At 42.9% G+C, this 24,160-nt stretch carries 21 protein-coding genes and 4 tRNA genes; 7 read left to right on the top strand and 18 right to left on the bottom strand.

What is annotated here, in order from left to right; all coding sequences use genetic code 11:
- Window positions 1-525: 525 nt before the first annotated feature.
- The 18 genes from BN3912_RS07680 to nspC all read right to left on the bottom strand — a co-directional run bounded on the left by BN3912_RS07680 (window position 526) and on the right by nspC (window position 14,396).
- Window positions 526-1,725, bottom strand: coding sequence for a cell division FtsX domain-containing protein (locus tag BN3912_RS07680; protein ID WP_023983002.1), 1,200 nt, complete (start codon window positions 1,723-1,725; stop codon window positions 526-528).
- Window positions 1,722-2,366, bottom strand: a complete 645-nt coding sequence (locus tag BN3912_RS07675; RefSeq protein ID WP_023983001.1) for an ATP-binding cassette domain-containing protein — start codon at window positions 2,364-2,366, stop codon at window positions 1,722-1,724. The genes BN3912_RS07680 and BN3912_RS07675 overlap by 4 nt, the downstream gene beginning before the upstream one ends.
- Window positions 2,366-3,727, bottom strand: coding sequence for a DUF4836 family protein (locus tag BN3912_RS07670; protein WP_023983000.1), 1,362 nt, complete (start codon window positions 3,725-3,727; stop codon window positions 2,366-2,368). Before BN3912_RS07670 ends, BN3912_RS07675 begins: the two co-directional genes overlap by 1 nt.
- Window positions 3,724-4,470 (bottom strand): 16S rRNA (uracil(1498)-N(3))-methyltransferase, encoded by a 747-nt coding sequence (locus BN3912_RS07665; protein ID WP_023982999.1) that lies wholly within the window; start codon window positions 4,468-4,470, stop codon window positions 3,724-3,726. The genes BN3912_RS07670 and BN3912_RS07665 overlap by 4 nt, the downstream gene beginning before the upstream one ends.
- Window positions 4,471-4,497: 27 nt before the next feature.
- Window positions 4,498-5,046, bottom strand: a complete 549-nt coding sequence (locus BN3912_RS07660; protein WP_023982998.1) for a bifunctional nuclease domain-containing protein — start codon at window positions 5,044-5,046, stop codon at window positions 4,498-4,500.
- Window positions 5,046-6,290 (bottom strand): MFS transporter, encoded by a 1,245-nt coding sequence (locus BN3912_RS07655; protein WP_064972296.1) that lies wholly within the window; start codon window positions 6,288-6,290, stop codon window positions 5,046-5,048. Before BN3912_RS07655 ends, BN3912_RS07660 begins: the two co-directional genes overlap by 1 nt.
- 487 nt (window positions 6,291-6,777) lie before the next feature.
- On the bottom strand, window positions 6,778-7,386 hold the full coding sequence (locus tag BN3912_RS07650; RefSeq protein ID WP_036859093.1) for a DUF3256 family protein: 609 nt from the start codon (window positions 7,384-7,386) through the stop codon (window positions 6,778-6,780).
- Between the two features lie 23 nt (window positions 7,387-7,409).
- Window positions 7,410-8,729, bottom strand: coding sequence for a phenylacetate--CoA ligase family protein (locus BN3912_RS07645; RefSeq protein WP_036858869.1), 1,320 nt, complete (start codon window positions 8,727-8,729; stop codon window positions 7,410-7,412).
- A 236-nt stretch (window positions 8,730-8,965) separates the two neighbouring features.
- Window positions 8,966-9,439, bottom strand: coding sequence for a hypothetical protein (locus BN3912_RS07640; RefSeq protein ID WP_023982994.1), 474 nt, complete (start codon window positions 9,437-9,439; stop codon window positions 8,966-8,968).
- 197 nt (window positions 9,440-9,636) lie between these two features.
- Window positions 9,637-10,272, bottom strand: coding sequence for a 4'-phosphopantetheinyl transferase family protein (locus BN3912_RS07635; protein WP_023982993.1), 636 nt, complete (start codon window positions 10,270-10,272; stop codon window positions 9,637-9,639).
- 8 nt (window positions 10,273-10,280) lie between these two features.
- Entirely contained in the window at window positions 10,281-11,624 is a 1,344-nt protein-coding gene (gene gldE, locus BN3912_RS07630) for a gliding motility-associated protein GldE (protein WP_023982992.1), read from the bottom strand.
- Window positions 11,625-11,655: 31 nt separating this feature from the next.
- Entirely contained in the window at window positions 11,656-12,069 is a 414-nt protein-coding gene (locus BN3912_RS07625; protein ID WP_036858867.1) for a single-stranded DNA-binding protein, read from the bottom strand.
- Window positions 12,070-12,112: 43 nt separating this feature from the next.
- Entirely contained in the window at window positions 12,113-12,670 is a 558-nt protein-coding gene (locus BN3912_RS07620; protein ID WP_023982990.1) for a hypothetical protein, read from the bottom strand.
- Window positions 12,671-12,701: 31 nt separating this feature from the next.
- Window positions 12,702-12,774: transfer RNA gene (locus BN3912_RS07615), tRNA-Gly, on the bottom strand.
- 26 nt (window positions 12,775-12,800) lie between these two features.
- Window positions 12,801-12,887: transfer RNA gene (locus BN3912_RS07610), tRNA-Leu, on the bottom strand.
- Between the two features lie 27 nt (window positions 12,888-12,914).
- A tRNA-Leu gene (locus BN3912_RS07605) sits at window positions 12,915-12,996 on the bottom strand.
- A gap of 44 nt (window positions 12,997-13,040) precedes the next feature.
- Window positions 13,041-13,113 (bottom strand) — tRNA-Gly (locus BN3912_RS07600).
- Window positions 13,114-13,223: 110 nt separating this feature from the next.
- Window positions 13,224-14,396: a carboxynorspermidine decarboxylase gene (gene nspC / locus BN3912_RS07595; protein ID WP_036859091.1), complete on the bottom strand. Its 1,173-nt coding sequence runs from the start codon at window positions 14,394-14,396 to the stop codon at window positions 13,224-13,226.
- Window positions 14,397-14,498: 102 nt separating this feature from the next.
- On the opposite strand from nspC, the gene BN3912_RS07590 reads away from it, so the two are divergent.
- From BN3912_RS07590 to ccsA, 7 genes are all read left to right on the top strand, one after another.
- On the top strand, window positions 14,499-15,113 hold the full coding sequence (locus BN3912_RS07590) for a thiamine phosphate synthase (RefSeq protein ID WP_023982988.1): 615 nt from the start codon (window positions 14,499-14,501) through the stop codon (window positions 15,111-15,113).
- Between the two features lie 38 nt (window positions 15,114-15,151).
- The gene (locus tag BN3912_RS07585; RefSeq protein ID WP_023982987.1) at window positions 15,152-16,090 is read left to right on the top strand and encodes a ribose-phosphate pyrophosphokinase; all 939 of its coding nucleotides are present in this window, start codon (window positions 15,152-15,154) and stop codon (window positions 16,088-16,090) included.
- Between the two features lie 124 nt (window positions 16,091-16,214).
- Complete coding sequence (locus BN3912_RS07580) at window positions 16,215-16,622, top strand: TlpA family protein disulfide reductase (RefSeq protein ID WP_230204677.1); 408 nt, start codon at window positions 16,215-16,217, stop codon at window positions 16,620-16,622.
- A 657-nt stretch (window positions 16,623-17,279) separates the two neighbouring features.
- Window positions 17,280-18,593: a hypothetical protein gene (locus tag BN3912_RS07575; RefSeq protein ID WP_023982985.1), complete on the top strand. Its 1,314-nt coding sequence runs from the start codon at window positions 17,280-17,282 to the stop codon at window positions 18,591-18,593.
- 50 nt (window positions 18,594-18,643) lie between these two features.
- On the top strand, window positions 18,644-19,990 hold the full coding sequence (locus BN3912_RS07570; protein ID WP_023982984.1) for an imelysin family protein: 1,347 nt from the start codon (window positions 18,644-18,646) through the stop codon (window positions 19,988-19,990).
- Window positions 19,991-20,096: 106 nt separating this feature from the next.
- Window positions 20,097-21,812 (top strand): di-heme oxidoredictase family protein, encoded by a 1,716-nt coding sequence (locus BN3912_RS07565; protein WP_023982983.1) that lies wholly within the window; start codon window positions 20,097-20,099, stop codon window positions 21,810-21,812.
- Window positions 21,813-21,876: 64 nt separating this feature from the next.
- Complete coding sequence (gene ccsA / locus BN3912_RS07560; RefSeq protein WP_023982982.1) at window positions 21,877-24,114, top strand: cytochrome c biogenesis protein CcsA; 2,238 nt, start codon at window positions 21,877-21,879, stop codon at window positions 24,112-24,114.
- The last annotated feature ends 46 nt before the right edge of the window (window positions 24,115-24,160 follow it).

The raw sequence follows: 24,160 nt of genomic DNA, 5'->3' as shown, positions 1-24,160 counted from the left end.
CGATTTGTTATTAAATAATTGTTCGTTATTTTCTGCTGCAAAGATAGCGCAAGCCGCAGGCAAAGGAGTTCGCTTCAATTTGCCGAGATGCAGCCTGCCACTTGCAAAGATGGTGCAAGCCGCGGGCAATCAAACTTGTTTGAAATTGCCAAAGTGCAGCCCATCTGTTGCAAAGATAATAATTTTCTTTTATTATCGTTCGTCTTTTTCAAGATTGTTGATTGTTTATTCGGCAGGATATCAAAATCTGACAACTGTCTTGGCACCCAGAGTTGTGGTATGGACAAGTTCACTTATATATATATTTAATTTCTTCTCGACTTGTTGAAATAAATATACCTTAAAGAGATACTATACGTCAAATTCTACTGTCACAGGTCATAACAGAAAATACGTTTACTCCTAAAGGTTTGTAAACATTATACTTGAAGAAGAATTTCAAGAGCCAAAACACGATAGCAACCCTTCTTTATGCATAATAAATCATGATCGCTTCAGCAGATGCTGCCAGCCGTGTGAACAGTTTCAGTCTCTCCGATGCCAGATACGCAGGATTTTCATCCGGATGGCGACAATGTTGAGCAGGCTCACAATAACAAAGAGAAGCAAGCCCAGCACAAGCGAGGGTATCAGAGAACCGTCGGGGATGCTCGGGAATAGGGTTACGACTACATCCATGTAGGCCAGCCGAACGCCATAGAGCACAGCTAAAGCAATGAGCAACACAACTGCGTTGAGACAAACGGTAAGCGCCTGATAGGGCAACGCCACCTCGGACGGGCTGTAGCCGATAAGCAGGAGGTTTTCTAATTTCGTGGAGTTCTTCTGCACGAGCAGGTAGATGCTGAGCATAAGGATATAGAAACTAAGAAGAGAGATGAGCAGCCCGACTGCCATCACCATCACGACAACGAGCTTGAGGAAGTAGGTCGTCTTCTCGGCTGCAAGATTGTTGTCTTCTACCTCGTAACCTTTCCGCTCGATATACTTCGCAATGTTTTCGTCGGCGGGATTGACAACTTCGAGTACAAGTCGGCTGGGTTCGCAGACGGTAACGGGAGCATAGCGGGCGTTGCTCCACTCCATGAACGATTGCGGCACGAGGATCGTGTTCAGGCGATTGGAAAAACCAATCACCTTTCCTTTGTATTCGTCGCGGTGCCCGTTTCCGTGTATGAAGATGCGCAGGTCGATCATGCCCACCAGCCCGTCGGAAATTTTGGGCAACGAGTGTTTCTGCGCGAAGCCGAAGTTATACATTGTTATATATGAGCGGGGCAAAATGATGGGTATCACGGTTTCGCCCGAGCGGTAGTTCCATTGTGCCGCGGATGCGCCCATGAAGGCGTTGGGAATACTCTCGAACGAAATTTCGGAGTTAAGCAGATTCGTGCCGTCGATGCCCATGGAGGCGTCGATTTTATATTCGGCAGACGTGAACCGGCCGATATTCTTGACGAACTTCTGCTCAGCGAGATCGTCGAACTCTGCATTGGAGAACGTGTTGGAGCGCCCGCTGAGAGTATTTGCCACAGCTATTTTCTTGCTTACAATAAGATAGTCGGACTTCATGAAACTGTCGCCCTCAGTAAACACCGGAAGTATATCGCAATAAAACTGAAAGCCGAGCAGCACGATCAGCATACCGAACAGATTGGCGAAGAAAAAGCCTGCAAACTGCGGAATGCTTACGTGGCGGCGAAGGAGTTTCCAAACCAAATTCATAGCTTCAAGGTTTTATCGTAATTTAGTTCCATATGCTTGCCGATGCTTGTTACGATGATGCCCGCGCCCTGCCGTGCGGCTTCGGCCGTCATGAGCTCGCCCATGGCTTTCGAGTTAACATCGTCGAGATGGCTGATAGGCTCGTCGGCCAAAAGAAAATCGAACGGCTGCACCAGAGCACGTATCATGGCTACGCGCTGCTGCTGCCCGAAAGACATGCGATCGACTTTCTCGTCTATTTTGTCAGCAATGCCGAGCATGTCGAACCATTCTGCAATCTCGCTGCGCGACTTCATCCGAGTAATCTTATTCTTTATTTCTACATTTTCGAATGCAGTCAGCTCGGGAAACAAACGCAATTCCTGAAAAAGGTTCGCAATGTGGCGGCGGCGAATGTCTACCCAGTCTTTTACCTTGAAACCGGTGATGTCGGCACCGCTGAAAGTTATCTTTCCGCTGTAATCGTGGCGGTATCCCAAGACATAGCTGCAAAAAGTACTTTTGCCTGCGCCGCTCTCTGCCTCTACAAGATACAGCCGCCCTTTCTCGAAGAGCACATCGATGCCCCAGACGTCGGTTTCCCAGTCGGTGCGCCGCGCAAAGACCTGTGGAACAACGGAGTGTAGTTTTATCGTTTCCATTATTTAAAACTATAAACAATCGTATTGAGTCGGCCAAAGATAGGACTCAACATACTCGTCACGGCACCCGCCTTACCGCCGGCTGCCGAAGACAGATTTACGACGATCGCCATTCGCTTGCCCTGCACCTCGGCCTGCACCTCGGCAGGAAGGGGCTCGGTTGCAGTTTTCACAGAGGCCAGCGCTTCTTGGGCACTGCTTCCGCTGAAGAACAGGCGGTTTTCGTCCACGCCGAAATAGAATGTCGTATTGCCATCGGTATAATAGTAGGCATTCTTTATCCAGTCTACTATGCGCCCGCCCGGTGGCACCGACTGTTTCCAATAGCCCACATCGGCCAGCCAGTTGTTGTTGGCAAGCTCGGCAGCCATCGACATTCTCAGCCGGTCGTCGGCGAACTCTGACATTACGATCGACATATCGCCGTCGATACTCTTAATTATATTGTCCATATCAACGGCAGTGTTAATACCCGCAAGCATAGCCTGAATGGGCTTATTGGCGCGCAGGAGGCGGAGGAAGTCCTCACCTTTCACGTTCACGAACATACCGAACGGCGCCTCTCGCGGCATAGATTTTAGGAACTTCCCGCCGACGGGGCGATAAACTGTCGCTACCGCGCTTTTCAGCTCCCTGTCTATTGTTTTGTTGAACGAGAATGTCTCGCCGTCGATCAGCAGACAACCTTTCCTTATGTTCATCCGTGCGGCTATCAGCACTTGCGAGGCGTCGGCTCCCTGTGGGGCACCAATCATAAACGGTGCGACGAACTTTTCCGGTAGCGCCTGCATTTCAGCCACCATGCCCATGGGAGCCTCTATAGAATCGAGCTTTGCGTAGAGCTTGCTATTCCTGATACCATCTTCTTCGGACTGCCCGAGATATTTTGCTATTTCGTTCTGCAATTCAGCTTGACCGGCAGGCTCCACCGGCCCCATCACAAGCATGGCTTCATCAGAATAGCCCATCACCCATGCGTCGTGCAACACGCAGAAATTGTATCCGCGCCGCTTTTGCACATCGGTGCACACGCCCGCTTTAGCGAGTCTGCCAAGCAGTTCTGACAATTCCCCCTCGTCGGTCACCTTGGCACAGAGACCTAAATTGCCTTGAGCCGACTCAAAAAGAAATATTTTGGAGGAGAAATCAATGCCACTCCTATGAAGATCGCTCACGCGGAGCATGGTTTTGAACAGAACTTTGCTGTTCACGCCGCTCATCTTATTGATATCCATCGAAATTACGGCCGTGCTCTCGCGGGGGATGGCATTCACATAATCGTTGCCGGAGCATGATGCCAACAGCAAAACAAACACCAAGAATAAGAGGTATCCGAATAACAATCTGCTGATTTTTCTCATTTTAAGTCTGTTTCATTGGTTCGTTTTCTAAATGCAAGCTGCGCCATACTCACTGCCAATAGGCCGGCAGTTTCGGTGCGAAGCCGACTGGCTCCGAGCGACACAGGCTCGCAGCCATGCTCCAAAGCAAAGTTTACTTCTTCGATGGAGAAGTCGCCCTCGGGCCCTATTAGTACGGTTATGTCTTCGTTGCCGGAATGTTTCGTTAGTTCATCATATAAATCTTCTTTCGGCATTTCGTCGTAACAGTGGGCTATGAAGCAACGGCCCTTCCGCCTGCTTTCAACAAAAGTCTTGAAATCTGTCATCTCGTGGACGAGCGGCTTCCACGGCTTACGGCTCTGCTTGGTGGCAGAAACGACGATCTTTTCCACACGGGCAATCTTTACTTGCCTGCGTTCCGAAAACCGACAGTCCAAAAACGACAGCTCGTCGAACCCGATCTCGGTAGCTTTCTCAGCAAGCCATTCCATTCTTTCCATCATCTTGGTCGGCGCAATGGCCAAATGAATATGCCCGCGCCACATCTTTATCTGCGGCAAAACGGCTTTCACGGCATACATACAGCGCTTTGCGGACGTCACTGTCAGCTCGGCACGGAAAAAGGAACCTGCACCGTCCATGAGGAAGAGTTCATCTCCTGCTTTCAATCGTAGCACTCGCAAGGCATGCGCAGCCTCGTCGGGTGGCAATTCGCTTTGTCTTCCGGCATCGGGAACATAGAAATATCTCGTTTCTTTCATCGGTTCAGTCTTTTAGCAAGCACCTCTCTACTCCTTTATCTTCCGCCGCCTCATTTCATCGCGTAGGTGCGAAGCCAGCTCGTAATCCTCGTCTTTGATAGCTTTATCGAGCGCACTCCTAAGCATCTCGTTGCTGATGGAGTTCACAGGCAGCGCCATTCCTTTGGAGCCCCTGTAATACTCCACGCTTTGTTTCTGCATCAACCCAGCCTCGATATAGAGCGGTATCTTGCTGATATAGGCAAGAAGCACGGCATCACTTGCACGAAGCGAGATGGGCTCCAGCGTCTCCTTATTATATATCAAGGCACGGTATTGCCCATCAATCAAGCCGTTGATCATGAGCTCGAAACCAAGTTCGCTCTGCGTGCTGATAATCTGCCACAACACTTCAGGCAGCAACCGCCCCACGACGGGGGCACGCTGCATACGCAGTTCGAACTGATAAAGCATCGCCTTGTCGCAGGTTATGGAAATCTGGCGTGCTTCCTCCTCGTCTGTGAGAACCAGCAAACCTACTTCCTCGCTGCCTACGATTTCAGAAATGCCTTTGAATTTCAATCTTATTTTGTCCATTATTCTGCCTCTCTCGTCTTAGGCCGGAACATCAGAGCAAAACTCACGCCTACCACGAGCGCGTAAGCAGCAAAGGTATACCAGCAAGGGCGCCAGTTCGTTATGCCGTTGAACGTGTTGCTGTCTACCACTGCCTGTGCAGCAAACGACCCCACCGTCGCTCCTATGCCGTTGGTCATGAGCATGAAAAGTCCCTGCGCACTCGAACGCAACCGCGGATCGGTAGACTTATCCACATACAACGAACCGCTTATATTGAAGAAATCGAACGCCACACCGTAAATAATCATCGACAGAACAAACATCCAAACGCCACTGCCGGGATTGCCCGCGCCAAGCAAGGCGAAACGGAACACCCAAGCGAACATGGCTATAAGCATGACATTTTTGATGCCATAGCGCTTCATAAAGAAAGGTATCATCAAGATACAGAGCGTCTCGCTTACTTGGGAGAGTGAATAAAGAATAACCGGATACTTCACACCGAATGTTCCGGCGTACTCCGGCAGCACCTTAAAGCTGTCGATAAAAGGCGTGGCAAAACCATTCGTTATCTGCAGACTCACTCCGAGCAACATTGAGAAAATAAAGAAAATGGCCATCTTCTTCTGTTTGAACAAGGTAAATGCCCTGAGCCCAAAAGCATCAACCAAACTTTTGCTCTTGCCTGATGTATTCGTAGCGCATTTGGGCAGCGTGAACGTGTACAAAAAGAGTACGATGCTGAGCACTCCGCTCGCAATAAACTGATTATGATCGTTCTTGAAACCCAAGATGTCTACGAACCACATGGAGCATATAAAGCCAACGGTACCGAACACACGGATGGGAGGAAAATCTTTCACCGTATCCATACCAGCTTGCGTAAGGGCGCTGTAGGCTACCGAATTGGTAAGTGCAAGCGTTGGCATATAGAATGCCACGCTCAGAGAATACAACGAGAAAAGTACGCCGAAAGCAGCATTTGCACCATTGGTAAGGCCATAATAGGCAGCCGCAAACATAAACAGTCCTGCCAAGAGATGGCAGATACCCAGCATGCGCTGTGCCGGTACCCAGCGATCTGCAATAATTCCCACCAAAGCCGGCATAAAAATCGACACGATACCCTGCATGGCATAAAAGGTTCCGATATGCGACGCCATGCCTATACGGCCAAGATAAATTCCCATGCACGTCAGATAAGCTCCCCATACTGCAAATTCAAGGAAGTTCATCGTTGCCAAACGTATTTTCAAGTTCATTTCCGCGTTTTGTATTAATTTGCCACAAAGATACGGCAAAACTAAGAAAGCACAAAACAAAAGACGCAATAATTATACCATAGAAGCATGAGTCATGCTCTCATTTGTTTATGTTTTTATAACGTCGTACCATATAGTTGTTTGCAAAGCACATACTTCCTATTTCTGATAAATATACCATCTAAGGCAGACAGATGACCATATATCCTCATTAGATAATACCATATAAGAAAACAGCCTGCGATATCTTTATAATCAACAAATTACAATTCGTTCTGCCGTAAGATAATTCTTAACGCATACCGACGAGAATACAGTCTGAATGATTGATAAACATAATACATATAGAAACAAAAAAATTGATTGTCTCACGACAACCAATCTTCATTAACCTTAATAATCTAATACCATGAAAAACACAGTGCAAATTTACTATAATATTTTAAACTCACAAGTGTTTATACTATTAATGTGCGGTTTTATAACATTACTTAAATATTTCTCCATCCCATTTAAGCTTTCTTTGCGAAATTATACTCCCGACAGCCTTTTTGTCTTCGCTATTTAGCAGTGGCGTAGAAAGTTGCAGAAATAATTCATCGCAATCGGCAGACAATTCCGCTTGTACCATAACAGGCTCTATCATAGCCTTTAATTCGACAAAACGCTGCTCGCTCATGGTATCGGGCTTGACGATAAATTGCCCACCATCGAACGACATGTCGCCTACCGGTTGCCAGTCTTGCGAGAAGAAGTTCACCGTACTCTCGGCTGCAGGTGCGGAATATGTGCGAACTACACACAACAGGCTATCGCTCCCATGCACGGGGAGCAACTTCATCTGTATGGCAGAAGCCTCGTTCAGCTTCGCAGAGAGGTAATTCGATGTAATCGTATCCATAACACTACTTCCTTGAAGCAGGTTCTTAACATCGGTCTTTACCTTCATATCCACATAATCCAAGAACTCTATACGCTTGCTTTTGTTCAAATAGCGTACCATAGAATCGGGCATCGACAGCCAAATTTCACGCATAGACTTCGCCGAAACAGTCAACGAAGCGAATGCAAACAGAATGATCAGTATTCTTTTCAACAATTTGTTTATATTTTAAAAGTTCATATTTTCGTTACTCCCCTGCCCTTTCGCAGATCTCTCACGCGCACGGCCTTGCCTTCGTAAACAGGAAGACTCCCCTTCTTTACAAGATTTACCCGCGGCGTAAGCAATATTTCGTCTTTAAGAGCGCGCTGTATATCGCGCCTCATATTCTGCAATTCTGGATACACATCGGTGTTGATTTCGTCGAGTTCAACCTCTACGGTCATGGTGTCATTATCGTTCTCCGAATCGAGAGTTATCAGATAATTGCTGCCAAGGCCCGGGTATTTTACCAATATTTTCTCTACCTGCATCGGGAACACATTCACTCCTTTAATAATAAACATATCATCGGTTCGACCGACAATGCGGTCTATGCGTCGATGAGTACGTCCGCAGAGGCATTCTCCCTGTATGATACGCGTGAGATCACGTGTGCGATAGCGCAATATTGGCATCATCGTGCGGTCGAGCGTGGTCAATATCATCTCTCCGTACTGTCCGTCGGGCACCGGCTCAAGCGTCTCTGGATCAAGTATCTCTACCATGTAATTATCTTCCCACAGATGCATACCGTTCTGTTCTTTACATTCGAAGGCTACGCCCGGACCGTTCATCTCCGTCATGCCGTACGAATTATATGCTTTTACCCCGAGCAGATGCTCTATTCTTCGGCGTTGTTCTTCTGTGTGGGGCTCTGCCCCAATAAAAAGGGTATGCAGTTTAGTATCAGCAGGATCGATGCCTTCTTCCTTAAACACTTCGGCCAATCTGACGACATAGCTGGGAATAGCATGCAGACAGGTGGTACCGAAATCTTTGATAAACATTATCTGGCGTTTCGAGTTTCCCGCTGCAGCAGGCACAGTTACTACCCCCAGCTTCTCCGCACCATATTGAAAGCCGAGCCCTCCGGTAAACATACCATAACCGGAAGAATTCTGAAACACATCCGTATTGCGGCATCCCACCATATACATGCTGCGGGCTATCATGTTGGCCCAAGAATCTATATCGTGTCGGCTGTAAACTACGACCGTAGGGTGACCTGTTGTTCCGCTCGAAGAATGAATACGAATAGCGTCTTTCATGTCGCCTCCAACCAAACCGAAAGGATAATTATCTCTTAGATCCTGCTTAGTTGTCAGCGGCAATTTACGGATATCATCTACAGTTTGAATACTTTCGGGAGTGATACCCATCGCGGAAAGTCGCTTTTTATAGAATGGCGAACGGAGACATACCTCTATTGTCTGTCTTAGCTTATGTACTTGAAGTTCACTAAGTCGATCTCTCGGCATAGTTTCCAACTCCTCTTGCCAGTATTCAATATTCATTCCAATACAATCAGATTATCGTTCATTCGCGTTTACGAGATGCAATATTAACGTTTTTTTCTGATATAAACAATAAATATATTATAAAATAGACCATATCTTATAGATTTGTAAGGACAATTAAACAAATAGAACTAATTTATCATACAAAAGACAGAAAGCTCCCCTCCGAAATAATTATTTCGGAGGGGAGCTTTCTGTCTATAACATACAAACCTATTTTAATTACAGTTTGTTTAATATTTAAAAGGGCCATACCTTACTTCTGCATTCCACTCTCCTTGCAAACGCAACGACGAAATGGTAAACAGACGTCCACTACCAACAGGTGCTCGACCGTCTTTATAGAAATAAGAACCGTCATCAAAATCACAAGAAACTGTTTCTGCATTGGTAAACTTCTTTGCCAATTCTTTTACAGTATTATTGGCCGTTGCCTTGGATGATGTTTTTATGTAAAAGCGTGCTTCTGCAAATTTAGAGTTTCTAAAATTGAAAACTATTCTATCAAAATTAACTCCTTGATAATTTTTATGTTCATACACCACCTGCTCGGATGTAACAGAAATCGGAATACCGAACTCGTTTTCTAACAATGGTACTATCTCTTGATAGCTCTTTCCAAACTCTGCTTCACCTATCTTTGCAAGACCTGTAGCCCATGTCGTTGTCGCAATGAACATACAAATCACTAAGAATGCTTTTTTCATTAACTTATTAAATTTATAAACTCGTAACAATTTTAAAAATATAGCATAATATATAGCCCTAAAAGCTATCTTTTCCAAATGCGAGCACAAAATTACAAAATAAATTCGAAAACGATAAATCTATCATAAAGTTTTTACAAACAAAGTATATCGTAAAAGGACTTATAAATCTTAAAATGAGAAAAATAATTGTTTTTTTATTCTATAGATAGGTGATGCGTGCTTTCGTCATAAGCATAAGTGAGAACAAAAACATCATTGATTCTGTAGTGGACACATAGTGTTTTACCTTTCATCTTCAGATTTTCTACAACTACAGAACCCAAACAGTTTTCTTGAAAAACTTGTAAGCGCATCTCAAAATACTGTAGATTTTGCTCCGAGAAATACTTATAAGTTGTTTCTTTGGCACTCCAATTGATTAATTGCGCCTCTATCGTCGCAGCATATTCATCAGAACGAATGAATTTTTGAACAATACGAGATACTCGATCGCTAAAATATTCAATATCAACTGCCACTTTCTTTTCTTTTGAAACAACAACCGCAGCATAACCTTTAGTATCACTAATACTTATGTTCCATCCCTCAAGATAAGGTTTTCCATTCTGCCGGTGCTTGATTTCCATAACTGTGCCACCGGTTAATATAAAAACAAGTTCGTATACGGCAAGTTTTTCACGCAGACGTTCCCGATGATGGTAAGCAGTAAGATATGGCATGACTTTCGATAAACGTGCATCACAGGCAAGTAATTCATCTACGGTTTCTTCGATACGCCATATCCCTAATCTTATATTGGGGGCTATGTCTTCAATTGAAACGAGTGCCATACAACCTATTATTCTTCGGGAGATGCATCGTGTTTTATCTCATGCACGACCACTTTTATCTTGCTGATACGTCTTTCTTCTATACCCAAAATCTCGAAAGTATAATTTTTATAATCAATCTTTTCACGCATACTAAGGAAATCACCCTTTATCTCAAGTAGTAATCCGGCAAGCGAATCAGCATCGCCTTCGACATCTTCGAATTCATCGTCTGCAATATTCAATATACGACAAAAGTCGCTAAGTAGCGTTTTCCCTTCAAAGATATAAGTATTATAATTGAGTTTGGAGTAAACCTTTTCTTCTTCATCGTATTCATCATTGATCTCCCCTACAATTTCTTCCAAAATATCTTCCAAGGTTACAATACCACTGGTTCCGCCAAACTCATCGACCACAATTGCTATATGAACTTTATTTTCTTGAAACTCACGCAGCAGATCATCGATTTTTTTCGTTTCAGGTACGAAATACGGAGGACGTATCAAACTTTGCCACCTAAAACCGGTCGGTTTGTTCAAATGCGGAAGCAAATCCTTTATATAAAGTATTCCTCGAATATTATCATCATTATCTTGATAAACAGGTATTCTGCTGTAATTATTTTTGATAATACACTTTAATACTTCATCGAACGGACTGTGTATATCGATATCCACAATATCTTGGCGACTGGTCATAACCTCTTTAGCTGTCTCATCTCCGAAACGTATAATACCCTGCAATATGCTTTGCTCGTCCTTAATATCCTCTTTATCAGTAAGTTCTAACGCCTGTTCCAGATCATCCATACTTAGCACATGGCTTTCCTTTTGCACCACCTTTTCTGCTAACACGCCACTTCCCAATAGCAAATTCTCTATTGGCCAAAACAGTTTACGCATAAACAATACACCCTTTACGGCTCTTCTGCAAAATTGTAGAGGATTTTGTCGACTGTAAACTTTTGGCATAATCTCGCCAAATAATAATAAAAGAAAAGTAAGTATAACTGTTATACAGACAAACTGAAGCCAATAGGCCTTCGGTCCAAAATGAACAATTGAGCCAAAAACATAATTACACAACATGATAATCGTGACGTTAACGAAGTTATTGGCAATCAATATAGTAGCTAAAGTTCGTTCACTATCGTTACGAAGTTCTTCTATGTATTTATCTTTCTCTCTTTTTTCGCCGTCAAGTTCGGCAATATCTACCGGAGAAAGACTGAAAAATGCTATTTCCGAACCACTTGCAAAACCTGATACTAATAGTAAGATAACAGCTAATAACGCTGCTATGATGACACCAATCGTAGGATATTGCAGATAGACGTCGGTTAAAGAATCGTTTATATTAGAAAAGTTCAATTTCTATCTATTAACAATAAATTGTAAATCTTTAAAAAGGCAACGGCCCCTGTGTATCAGTAGAAATTGGTTTATCTGACGATTCCTGTGTCTGATTACCTTCTCCTTGCATTAGAGGTTTGGGTGATAAAAGTTCCATATTTTCGGCAAGAATTTCTGTCACGTATCGCCTCATTCCTCGCTGATCATCATAAGTACGGTAGCGTATGCGCCCTTCTACATATAACTTATCGCCTTTATGTACATATTTTTCGACAATTTTTGCTAATCCTCGATAAAATACAACAGTATGCCAATCTGTATGATCGGGTACTTTAGTCCCGTTCTGAAGTGTATAGCCTCGCTCGGTTGTGGCAAGATTTAACTGCGCAACTGCCTGATCAACCTCAAAATATCTCACATCAGGCTCTTTACCCACATTACCTATCAGCATTACCTTATTCATATTTGTAAGTCATTAAGTTTATTTATGTACGCTCCACGTAAAATTACTTCCACATACCAAGATATTTAAAATGAAAATTCTTGCCTTTGGCAGAAGGGAATTGTGAACGTCCATCAACACGAGAACGTAAATATTCAACAATTCTATTATAACAATCTAAACCGGAATCTGCCTTACATTGGACTACAAAATGAGTATCCCGATATTCGTGCTTACCCGTTGCCGGAACCATAACAACACGTTTAAAATCTAATGCTCCCTCATACCAACCGGGGTGGTTTTCCGTTAATCGTGTAGTAACATTATTCATCAATTCATGCTTATCATTGGCTAAACCGTTTGTAGGTATCATCGGATGCAAAGCTTTCTTTTGTTTAAAATCCATCATTGTTTCGGCTGTAGTCTTTATAATAATAAAGTATACTCTCGGCCTTACTTTATAACGCTTCGGATAGAAAACATTACTTGAGACGTAATCTCTTATATCTGCTTCAATATCCGGTGTCATCTCTATCTCGGGAATAGAATGAAGAAAATCCAAAGCCTCTTCAACAGTGTATACTAAAGCTTCTCTATCAAAGTATCTTAAATATAAATTCATTGATGTGTATGTTTCTCTTAAAAATACAATGAGCGGCAAACGGGGCTCGAACCCGCGACCTCGACCTTGGCAAGGTCGCGCTCTACCAACTGAGCTATTGCCGCAGAGCGTAAAAAAGCGTAATAAATAATGGTGAAGAGGAGGAGACTCGAACTCCCACGAAACAATTTTCACTACCCCCTCAAAGTAGCGCGTCTACCAATTCCGCCACCTCTCCAACAAATCTTTCTCCCTGAATAAATTGTGCCCAGAACAGGACTCGAACCTGCACGTCGTAAAACACACGCACCTGAAACGTGCGCGTCTACCAATTCCGCCACCTGGGCAACTTGAAGTTCCCGACTTCATTCCATCATTTATTCAAGAAATGAGCGGCAAACGGGGCTCGAACCCGCGACCTCGACCTTGGCAAGGTCGCGCTCTACCAACTGAGCTATTGCCGCATTATCCCTTATTAAGGAGCACTTCTCTAAATGCGGTTGCAAAGGTAATGTTTTTTTCCGACTTTCCAAACTTTTACTGTATTTTTTTTCTAAAAAGTAAATTTGGGTTGTTAGTCCATTCTACTTTTATAATCTTCATAACCAAACTGTCGCAAAATCTCAAGTCTCCCATCTTCATGAGCTATAACTATTGACGGATGACTTATCCCATTAAACATACACGTCTTTACAGTTGTATAATGTATCATGTCTTCAAAAATCACATTTTCCCCCACTTTCAACTCATGATCGAATTGCCACATGCCCATAAAATCACCAGCCAAACAGCTATTTCCACCCAAACGATAGAGATACTTCTTCGCCTTGTCATTTACATTAGATTCCTCAATTATTTCTGCTCCACGCACATTAGGCATATACGGCATTTCAAGACAATCGGGCATATGACAAGTAAAACTAACATTCAACACAGCCGTGCGTATATATTGATCTTCTACTATATCGACAACTTGTGATACAAGTGGGCCAATTTGCCATGCAAAAGCGCTCCCCGGTTCGAGGATTATTTTCAAATTAGGGTATCGTGCATGAAATCTTTGAAGAATATATACAAGCCGTTCTATATCATAATCTTTCCGTGTCATAAGGTGTCCACCTCCGAAATTGATCCACTTTAGTTGTGGAAACCATCTCGAGAACTTTCCCTCAATATGAGTCAATGTACGCTCAAATACATCGGCTCCACTCTCACAATGGCAATGACAATGAAAACCATCCACGTCTTTGGGTAGCACGGCGGGTAATTTATCTGCCGTTATCCCGAAGCGTGTACCGGGCGAACATGGATTATATAAATCGGTACTAACTTCAGAATATTCTGGATTTACACGTAACCCAATGCTAATATCTGGATTCTCTTTGCACACACGTTTATGAAATCGTTCATATTGAGACAGCGAATTAAAGGTAAGATGACTTGAATAAGACGCAATATCATTAATTTCATAATCAGTATATGCAGGCGAAAAAGTATGTGTTTTCGCTCCAAACTCTTCAAATCCGAGACGTACTTCATATAAAGAACTCGCAGTAGTAGCCCGAATATATTCTCTGAATATCGGGAAACATTTCCATAAAGCAAAGGCCTTGAAAGCTAAAATAATCTCCACATCAGCCCGTTTCGCCACCTTATTTATTATAGACAAGTTATGCCGAAGCCTACGCTCTTCCACCACATATGCCGGCTTGTCTAAGCCATCAAAAGTTTTCAAGTCCACTTTCATCCCTATATTAAAAATCGTTTTTATCATGCAAAGATAGCTTTTTATTATCGGATATAATTGCAAGATTGCAAGTTTTTTCATACATTTGCAAACCGAAAAGTAATGACGATGAAGCTTGTAATACTTACTAAATCTACATTTTTCGTAGAAGAAGACAATATACTTGCCGCCCTCTTCAATGAAGGTATGGAAAATCTTCATGTATACAAGCCGTGTGCATCTTCTTTATATTTAGAGCGATTATTGTCTTTATTACCCGAAGAGCATCACAGTAAAATCACCATTCATAACCATTATCATCTAAAAAACGAATTTCATTTGGCAGGCATACATATAGACAATGATAAAGCAACGTATCCTTCTGGTTATAAAGGTAGCATCGGCAGATCATGTACAGACTTGACAACATTGAAAGAACTAAAAAAGAAATCCGATTATGTTTTCCTCGGAAACATCTTCGATAGCATAGAATTCAAAGAAAAGAAGTCGAATTTCAATATAAAACAGTTGGAAGAAGCCTCTTATCAAGGCCTTATAGACAAGCATGTATTTGCTTTTGGAGGTATGAATATCGAGCATGCTAAGATTGCCAAGCAACTCGGCTTCGGCGGAATAGTCATATGTGGCGACCTATGGCAGTATTTCGATATACACAGACAGACTGATTTTAAAACAATTCTGACTCATTTTGAAAAATTATATAAAACAATTAGTTAAAGGAAATACACTTTATAATTTCATAAACGCTAAAAGAAATGAGTGAAAATAGCTCTTTTTTGGTATTCTCAGGTACTAACACGAGATACCTTGCAGAGAAGATCTGCGCAAGTTTAGATTGCCCACTGGGAAACTTGGTTGTTACAAGATTTTCCGATGGAGAGTTTGCCGTATCTTACGAAGAGTCAATCCGCGGCCGTGATGTATTCCTCGTTCAGAGCACGTTCCCTAACTCTGATAATCTTATGGAACTATTATTAATGATTGATGCAGCCAAACGTGCATCGGCGCGTAACGTCATAGCTGTGATACCTTACTTTGGTTGGGCTCGTCAAGACCGCAAAGACAAGCCGAGAGTGAGCATTGGAGCTAAGCTGGTTGCCGATTTGTTGAGCGTAGCAGGTATAGATCGTTTAATTACAATGGATTTGCATGCCGATCAAATTCAGGGGTTCTTCGATGTACCAGTAGACCATCTCTACGCTTCCGGTGTCATTTTGCCGTATCTACAGAGCCTCAAACTAAAGGAACTCGTTATTGCAAGTCCGGATGTTGGTGGTTCTAAGCGCGCTAACACCTATGCCAAATATTTAGGATGCCCATTAGTTCTTTGCAATAAGACACGTGCTCGTGCCAATGTTGTGGACAGCATGCAAATCATCGGTGATGTAAAAGGCAAAAATGTGGTGATTGTAGATGATATGGTCGATACAGCCGGTACCATCACTAAGGCTGCCGATATCATGAAAAAGGCCGGTGCATTGAGTGTACGCGCATGTGCTTCCCACTGTGTCATGAGCGGTCCGGCATCGGAACGCGTACAAGCATCCTCGATAGAAGAGATTGTTTTCTCCGATTCAATTCCTTATACTAACCGTTGTTCAAAGGTGAAGCAGCTATCAGTTGCCGACATGTTTGCCGAGACCATACGCCGCGTAGTAAATAACCAGAGTATATCCTCGCAATACCTCGTATAATCCGAACGATATGAAACTAAATCTGAAAATCTTCATACTGGCTTTCGCCGGATTTATATTTCTCGGCTGTCAGTCCAAAACTTCCCCGAAGCAGGAGCCACAATCCCCAAATACCGAAAATATTTTGCCAGATTTCAAAATGAATCATATCGGCGGAGGAAGCATATCTGTAAGAGACGAGATAAGTAAACATAAGATTACGATCATCGATTTCTGGGCAAGTTGGTGCGGCCCGTGTATGCAAGAAGCTCCTTATATGGTCGATTTATACAACAAATACAGCGATAAAGGCTTAGGTATCATCGGTATTTCACTCGATAAAGATGAACAATCATGGAAAAATGCCATAAAACGTATGCACATGAATTGGACTCATATTTCCGATCTTCAGGGGTGGAATAATGCCGCAGCACAGATGTTAGGGGTAACCTCTATACCTTTCACCATTGTTGTAAACAGCAAAGGAGCCATCCTTACAGCCGGATTGCGCGGCGAAGAACTTGCAACTTTCGTAGCAAGTAAATTGCAATAAATATTATAGGCGTATCTTTCTGTTTTATAAACAGATACGCCTATATTTTACAGACATACCTCTCAATATCGCTAAAAGCTGGATATATGTAGCACATATGGCAGACTTAAGCAATATACACATATTCCCTATATCAATCGCACCACCTTACTGTATATAATACTCTCGTCGGATTTCTTCAACTGTTCTTGCTATTCCTTAAATTATTATATCATCCTAACGGGGTACAAAAGCCATCCAATACCTAATAATATAATAGCCATATAATAAAAAACCTCTATAAAAACCTCATAACAAGCCTTCTATACCTAAAAGTAAGGAATATGTTTTTCATCACTTTTAAGTATTGCAACGATACTATAAATAACGTATCTTTGCATTAAGAATAAGTGCAGTGACGGTTACCACTTTCGATCGACAATGGTCACAATCCAATTCAATTATTATTATGTTAATAACAAGACAATTGAAGACGGAAACGCAACTGAAAAACTGCACTTATCTTTTTATCTTATTTCTATCGCCACAAATAGGTACTTTTTATTAAAAGTTTATTAAAAATACATTATTTTAGGTATTGTGCGATTGTTTTAAACGACTTACTTTTGCAACTGTAATATGATCAAAATGTTTTTTTAAACAACACAATTTATTCAAATGAACAAATTTACAGTGGCTTTTGTCGCAGGTATGACAATAGGGAGTTTTGCGTCTCAGCGTGTAAAAGCACAAGTAAATGCTTCCGACAGTGTTATGCAACATGCCAAAGGCAATCGGCTAAGTATAGGGGGATATGGAGAAGTGGCTTATTCTCGTAACTTTTATAGCGATAACCAATACCGTTATCGCAATCAAAGCAAGTATAAAGATGATCCAAGCAACGGGCGTTTTGACATTCCTCACGCCGTTATTTATTTGGGTTACGACTTCGGAAAGGGCTGGACATTGGGCACAGAAATCGAGTTTGAGCACACCGGAACGGGTTCTGCTACAGAAATAGAGGCCGATGAAGGCGGAGAATATGAAGTTGAAGTAGAAAAAGGCGGCGAAGTTGAGTTGGAACAATTTTGGCTCAACAAGCGCTTTGCCCAATGGGCAAACATTAAACTCGGCCATATTATTGTGCCGGTTGGTCTGAATAATGCACATCATGAGCCTTTAAACTTCTTCACGATATATCGTCCGGAGGGAGAAAACACCATCCTTCCCTCTACATGGCACGATACTGGTGTTAGTTTTTGGGGCAATTATGGCAAATTCCACTACGAAATAATGATGGTAGCCGGACTTGACGCCATGATGTTTAGCCGTGATGGATGGATTCACAAAGGTGCCGGATCGGCTTATGAGTTCAAGCCAGCGAACAAATACGGCTTTGCGTTCCGCACAGACAATTATTCTATTAAAGGTCTACGTTTAGGATTGAGCGGATATTACGGTCAATCCATGCACAACACCTACCCGAATGAGATGCAAGGAGCAGGAAAAACCTACGATAAAACCCAAGCCAATACATTTATAAGCTCATTTGATTTTACGCTTAATCGGTTTAATTGGATCGTTAGAGGGCAGGCAGATTACGGATACATATCTGATACACCGATGTTAAACAGTGCAAAAGCCAATTCTCAAAAGAGCTCTCCGTACGACGTTACCAAAGTGGGAAAGAATGCAGTCGCCATAGGTATAGAAGCAGGATACGACATCTTCTCCCAAATAGCGAAACTTCGGGCTGATAAACAGAAGCTGTATGTATTCGGCCGTTTCGACTATTACAACTCGTACATTCCCGAAAAAACACAGAGCAAGTACGAATATACATCAAGAAAATGTATGACTTTTGGAGTAAATTACTATCCCATACCGCAGATAGTCTTAAAAGCTGATTACTCCAAACGTTATTTAAAGGCTAACTATAACAATGAACCCAGCATCAATATCGGTATAGCCTATGAAGGTTTCTTCATGTAAATAAAGCAAATACAATATATTCAATTATAATTAATATAATAGAAAAACAAATGAAAAAGTTATTCAAAAATGCACTTTTCTTTGCAATGTCGGGCACACTTACATTAAGTACAGTTGCCTGTAGCAGTGACAACAACGGAAACGGTGGTACCGACTTAGCTACACAGAATGCAGAAATACAGAGTATCACACAACGCTATTTGAACGATGTAGTGTATCCCACTTACAGCAATTTGGCAATAGAAAGCGAAGGACTATACAATAAAATCGCAGCATTAAAGGTTAAACTCAACGCCGGAACGAACGTCAATCAAAGCGAGATAGACGCTATATGCTCGTCGTATAAGGCTGCTCGTAACTATTGGGAAGAGTCTGAAGCCTTTCTTTACGGCGCTGCAACAGACTTCAACATCGATCCACACATCGACACATGGCCTCTCGCAGTTGAAACTTTGGCTAAAGACCTGTCTAACAAAGACAAGATTACAGGCCTAAATGCCAATACAGGTGTCGATTTCGCACGAAAGAATTTAATTCCTGATAATCTCGGATTCCACGGAATAGAATTCATATTCTTCCGCGATGGTAAAAATCGCCCTGCTACTTTCTTCAATAACAACGAAAAAGAGAATTATGTTGATCCGAATGGCAATGCATATTTTAAAAATGTAACTGTTACCGGAAAAGAAGAGGTGATCTTTGCATCGGCAGTAGCCGGCGACTTGCGTGACAAATGTTACCAACTCGAAGTGGCTTGGGAGGGCAATAAAGCTCCTGCAGACCACATAGCACGTGTGGCAGAATGCGCAAAGAACTTCGATGATTTCGGAACCCTTACCAAAACAGGTTTAAGCTATGGTGAAGACTTACTTGCTGCAAACACGCCAAAGAGCTCATTAGCGTCCGCATCATGGAAGAAAGTTCTCGAAACTATATTTATCTCCGGATGTTCGAATATCTGTGCTGAAGTGGCAGATCAGAAAATGGGACAGGCCTATCGAACCCACACCAGTTCTTCTCCGACATACCATGAAGGAGAGGATGGCAATAAAGAGAAAGATGATCCTAACTATATTGAGTCCCCGTACAGCTACAATTCTTTTACAGACTTCTATGATAATATTCAAAGTATTCAGAATAGTCTTTATGGAAATTACAATAAATCAGCCTACAGTGATAATTCGATCATGGCATATCTGACAGCCCACAATGCAACAATGGCAACAAACCTACAAAACAAACTCACGGCAGCATTGCTCGCTTTAAAGGCATGCCAGAACAGTAATAAAGCATTTGTTCAAAATCCGGGAGCACCGTATGTTAAGACCGCAATGGATGCTGTCAGCGCTCTTGACGATGCACTTACGGAAACATCTAAGTGGGTTTTGGCAAACTAACAGAATTTCTACCAACGATAAATAGTAATTGTACCTGCATCATACCAAATGATACAGGTACGACTATTATAGGTTAAGAAGAAACAATACAATCAATTACAACATTATGAAACCATTTAAGAGCTATAAACTCCTATTGCTTTGCTGTCTCATAGCGGGCACATTAATATCGTGTTCAGACGAAGATGAAAGACTGATCAGTACAAATGGCGAAGACGACTATAAGTACATAGGGCAGGCAGTAGAGGGATTTGACAAATCCGAATGGTATCCGGGAGGAAAGTTAGGAACTACGGAAAACACGACCAGCAGTTGTTATGAAGACGAAACTCCATCTATAACAAACGGAGATTTTCTGCAACCTTTCAAACGTGGCGAGATATTATTCGAACATTATTTTCGCGAATCAAGTACGACAAAAGACTTTACCGGATTAGGTCCGGCATACGTTCGTGCAGCATGCATAGATTGTCATCCCGCTTATGGGCACGGATGGCGCGTATCTAAATACAATGCCGACGAAAGAGGTAACGGATATCTACTCGTAATATACCACCCTTCCGATGGTGCCAATAGTGACGACGGACCATACATAAGTGAAGTAACCGGCATGCCACAAACACGTGCCGTATCTCCATTCCTTCCTCCTGTCGACGAAAACGGCATCAGTATCAAATGGGAAAACATTACAGCAATGGAAAGCGGATTGCCGATGACTTTCCCCGATGGAGAGAAATATAACCTTATCTATCCCGAGGTTACGATTATGCCTACAGCATTCAATACAAGTCCCATACCTACCAACTATGCCGTACGTTTGGAGTCCACAATCGGATTATACGGTACCGGTCTTTTAGATGCCATACCGCAAGATTCTATGAAAGCCCAGTATACCAAGGAAGCTAAATTTGTAGAATTAAACCCGAATATGTGGGATAAAACCAAGAATGACTGGGCAGGCGATCCTAAACTTGGTAAAGCAAACGGTGCTTGGTATAAGTTGGCAGACGGCACGATGAAGGTAAAGAAATTCACTTACGCTATGACGCGTGCCTCTCTCCAAGATGGGGCAGGTGCTAATGCAATGTGGAATATTACAAACGTAAGCCGCAGCGACCGTCCATACCTTTATACAACTTCGGCATGGGCCAAGGCAATGTCCGAGAATAGCAGTGTGATTGCCAAAATTCAGGCAGATCCCTCATCCCCTTATTACGGCGACGGTACGCCGGATAGCATCCGCGAAATGGTAAGAAACTTACTTGATCCGAAAACCAATCAGTTTAATAATAAATGGCATAACTTTGCCCCCGAGATGAGCGACCTTAACTTCTGGCAGTACATGGTTTGGCACCGTGGTCTTGCTGTAGCCCGTGCACGTGACTTGAACGATGCTACCGTACAAAGGGGTAAGAAAGTATTTATGGAAATCGGGTGTGCCAATTGTCATCGCCCGAAGTGGCAAACAGGTGCGGATGATTACTGGGCTCCGGCTCCTATCATTGCTAATCGTTTGAACTTGCCCATTTATCCGAAACAAACGATTTATCCATATACCGACTTAGTACAGCACAGACTCTACATGAAGAATGGCATTCACGGGTCATGGTGTCGTACAACTCCTTTATGGGGAAGGGGCTTATCTCTTGTAAATACAGGGCATGAAGATCGGTTACACGACTGTCGCGCCCGCAACGAAATAGAGGCTATCATGTGGCATGCATACAGTAAAAACAGCGATGCCTATAGGTCTGCCGAGAAATTCTATTACTTATCGAAGTCAGATAGAAACGCTGTAGTAAAATTCCTCAGATCGATCTAACCCTTTATGCATATCAATCATAGGGATGAGGTATATACCCATCCCTATATTTTTATATACAAAAATGATCAAAAAAGCACTCATATTTCTTTATATATGTATTATCATCGTAATGGCTACTGCCACTTTTGTAGAGAAATATACCGACACTACTTACACGGCATCATACATCTATGGGGCATGGTGGTTTATTCTTTTATGGGCCATACTTACTGCTGTAGGCATTACATATATACTGAAAAGTAAAATGAGACGGTGGGATCTGCTGTTGCTCCACCTCTCTTTCCTCATTATTCTCATTGGTGCACTGCTCACTCACCTCACATCTTATACTGGTACCATCCATCTCCGAGAAGGCGAGACTACCGATAAATATTTCAAGAGAGATACGAATAAAGGCATGAAACAGTACGAACTGCCGTTCAAAATCGAGCTTCGTCGCTTTCACATCTACTATCATGAGGGGACGGAGGCCATTTCCGACTATGCTTCAGATATCGTTATCACCCGCGGAAACACAATCAGAAGCGGCAAGGTGTCCATGAATAACATCATGCGTTTTGCTGGCATACGCCTTTATCAAAGCTCTTACGACGATGACAAGAAAGGAACCGTTCTCTCGATCAATAGCGATCCTTACGGCATTCCGATAACCTATGTAGGCTATTCGCTCTTGTTTTTCTCTCTACTCTATCTTCTGATCGATCCTAAAGGTACCTTTCGAACCTTATTGAAAAGTCCGTTACTGAAAAAAGGGATATTGCTTATACTGCTCACATGGGGCATCGGCACCCCTACATTTGCCGTTACAACTTTTCCAAAAGAAACTGCACACGAGTTCGGCAAACTCTACATCGATTACAACAACCGTATCTGTCCGCTACAGACATTCGCCATTGATTTTACGAAAAAACTGTACGGTAAACCAATCTATAAGGAGTATAGTGCAGAGCAAGTACTTCTGGGTTTCATCTTTTGGGGAAACGAATGGAGCAATGAGCCCATTATTAAGATAAAGAATGGCGTTTTCAAAGAAACACTGCAACTGCCTGATTATAGTTCCATCAATGCCTTCTTTAACATGGGGGCGCAAGGATACCGCTTAGCACCATATATCGAAGAGCTTTATGCCGGCAATCAAGATGCATTCCACAAGCAGGCAGGCGATTTAGACGATCGCATTCAGCTGGTATTGAACGTGCGCAAAGGCACATTACTCAAGGTTTTTCCCTATACAAACAGCAGAAATAAGCATACTATACGGTGGTATGCACCCACCGAAGTACTGCCGGTAAGTATCGATTCGATACACAGGAAATACATCAAAGAGTTATTCAACATTCTTTATTCGGATGCCCTTACGGGAAACTACGAGCACGCAAACAGCCTTATATGGGGGCTCCGCAAGTTCCAAGTAATAAATGGAAAGAAAAGCCTGCCCACGATTACACAGACCAAAGCCGAACGATTGTACAATTCTTTCCCCTTCGTGTCGTTCCTCTTTATGGCAAATCTCTGTCTTGGAGTGCTTGCCATCCTTTGGCTGATATACGGTATTACGGGGAAAAGCCGACTTTCACGACGCACGAACCGTATTATCGACGTTCTTTTTACCGCAACGTTCGTGCTCTTGTTCGGCGTATTAAGCCTATTACTCGCCTTGCGATGGATTATTACAGACAACATTCCCATGTCTAACGGGTACGAAACGATGCTTATGATAGCATGGTTCGTACAACTGTCGGTGCTGCTTTTACGCCGTCAAATGCGCCTCCTACTCGTGTTCGGTTCCCTACTTTCGGGCTTTTTCATGCTTGTCTGTCACATCGGACAGATGGATCCGACGATTACACACCTCATGCCTGTACTCAACAGTCCGCTCTTGAGCATACATGTGAGTGTAATCATGATGAGCTATGCTCTCTTGGCATTGACGTTCGTTTGTGGCTTCACTGCCATTAGCATTGCCATGTTCGATAAAAAGAACCGAAAAATGTTAGAGGCACTTGCCGTTCTTTCGCGCATTTTCCTATACCCCGCCCTCGTCACACTGGGCTTGGGAATATTCATAGGTGCCATTTGGGCGAATATCAGTTGGGGCCGGTACTGGAGTTGGGACGCGAAAGAAGTATGGGCGCTCATCACATTCATGATATATGCCGTACCGGTGCACACACAATCCCTCCCACGTTTACAACGGCCGATGGCATACCATATCTATACTACAATAGCCTTCCTCGCAATACTGATGACCTATTTCGGCGTAAACTATTTCCTTGGCGGCATGCACAGCTATGCTTGATACTGCTCGAAGAATACCCGCCATTAACCGATAAAAACAAGAACCG

The sequence above is a fragment of the Prevotella phocaeensis genome, assembly GCF_900065875.1.
Lineage (GTDB): Bacteria > Bacteroidota > Bacteroidia > Bacteroidales > Bacteroidaceae > Prevotella > Prevotella phocaeensis.
Note: the sequence above shows the minus strand (reverse complement) of the source record. Positions and strands in the feature narration are given on the sequence as shown.

Coding starts and splice junctions, on each gene's coding strand:
- BN3912_RS07680 (WP_023983002.1), bottom strand. CDS start 1,725: ATGAATTTGGTTTGGAAACTCCTTCGCCGCCACGTAAGCATTCCGCAG.
- BN3912_RS07675 (WP_023983001.1), bottom strand. CDS start 2,366: ATGGAAACGATAAAACTACACTCCGTTGTTCCACAGGTCTTTGCGCGG.
- BN3912_RS07670 (WP_023983000.1), bottom strand. CDS start 3,727: ATGAGAAAAATCAGCAGATTGTTATTCGGATACCTCTTATTCTTGGTG.
- BN3912_RS07665 (WP_023982999.1), bottom strand. CDS start 4,470: ATGAAAGAAACGAGATATTTCTATGTTCCCGATGCCGGAAGACAAAGC.
- BN3912_RS07660 (WP_023982998.1), bottom strand. CDS start 5,046: ATGGACAAAATAAGATTGAAATTCAAAGGCATTTCTGAAATCGTAGGC.
- BN3912_RS07655 (WP_064972296.1), bottom strand. CDS start 6,290: ATGAACTTGAAAATACGTTTGGCAACGATGAACTTCCTTGAATTTGCA.
- BN3912_RS07645 (WP_036858869.1), bottom strand. CDS start 8,729: ATGAATATTGAATACTGGCAAGAGGAGTTGGAAACTATGCCGAGAGAT.
- BN3912_RS07640 (WP_023982994.1), bottom strand. CDS start 9,439: ATGAAAAAAGCATTCTTAGTGATTTGTATGTTCATTGCGACAACGACA.
- BN3912_RS07635 (WP_023982993.1), bottom strand. CDS start 10,272: ATGGCACTCGTTTCAATTGAAGACATAGCCCCCAATATAAGATTAGGG.
- BN3912_RS07625 (WP_036858867.1), bottom strand. CDS start 12,069: ATGAATAAGGTAATGCTGATAGGTAATGTGGGTAAAGAGCCTGATGTG.
- BN3912_RS07620 (WP_023982990.1), bottom strand. CDS start 12,670: ATGAATTTATATTTAAGATACTTTGATAGAGAAGCTTTAGTATACACT.
- nspC (WP_036859091.1), bottom strand. CDS start 14,396: ATGAAAGTGGACTTGAAAACTTTTGATGGCTTAGACAAGCCGGCATAT.
- BN3912_RS07590 (WP_023982988.1), top strand. CDS start 14,499: ATGACGATGAAGCTTGTAATACTTACTAAATCTACATTTTTCGTAGAA.
- BN3912_RS07585 (WP_023982987.1), top strand. CDS start 15,152: ATGAGTGAAAATAGCTCTTTTTTGGTATTCTCAGGTACTAACACGAGA.
- BN3912_RS07575 (WP_023982985.1), top strand. CDS start 17,280: ATGAACAAATTTACAGTGGCTTTTGTCGCAGGTATGACAATAGGGAGT.
- BN3912_RS07570 (WP_023982984.1), top strand. CDS start 18,644: ATGAAAAAGTTATTCAAAAATGCACTTTTCTTTGCAATGTCGGGCACA.
- BN3912_RS07565 (WP_023982983.1), top strand. CDS start 20,097: ATGAAACCATTTAAGAGCTATAAACTCCTATTGCTTTGCTGTCTCATA.
- ccsA (WP_023982982.1), top strand. CDS start 21,877: ATGATCAAAAAAGCACTCATATTTCTTTATATATGTATTATCATCGTA.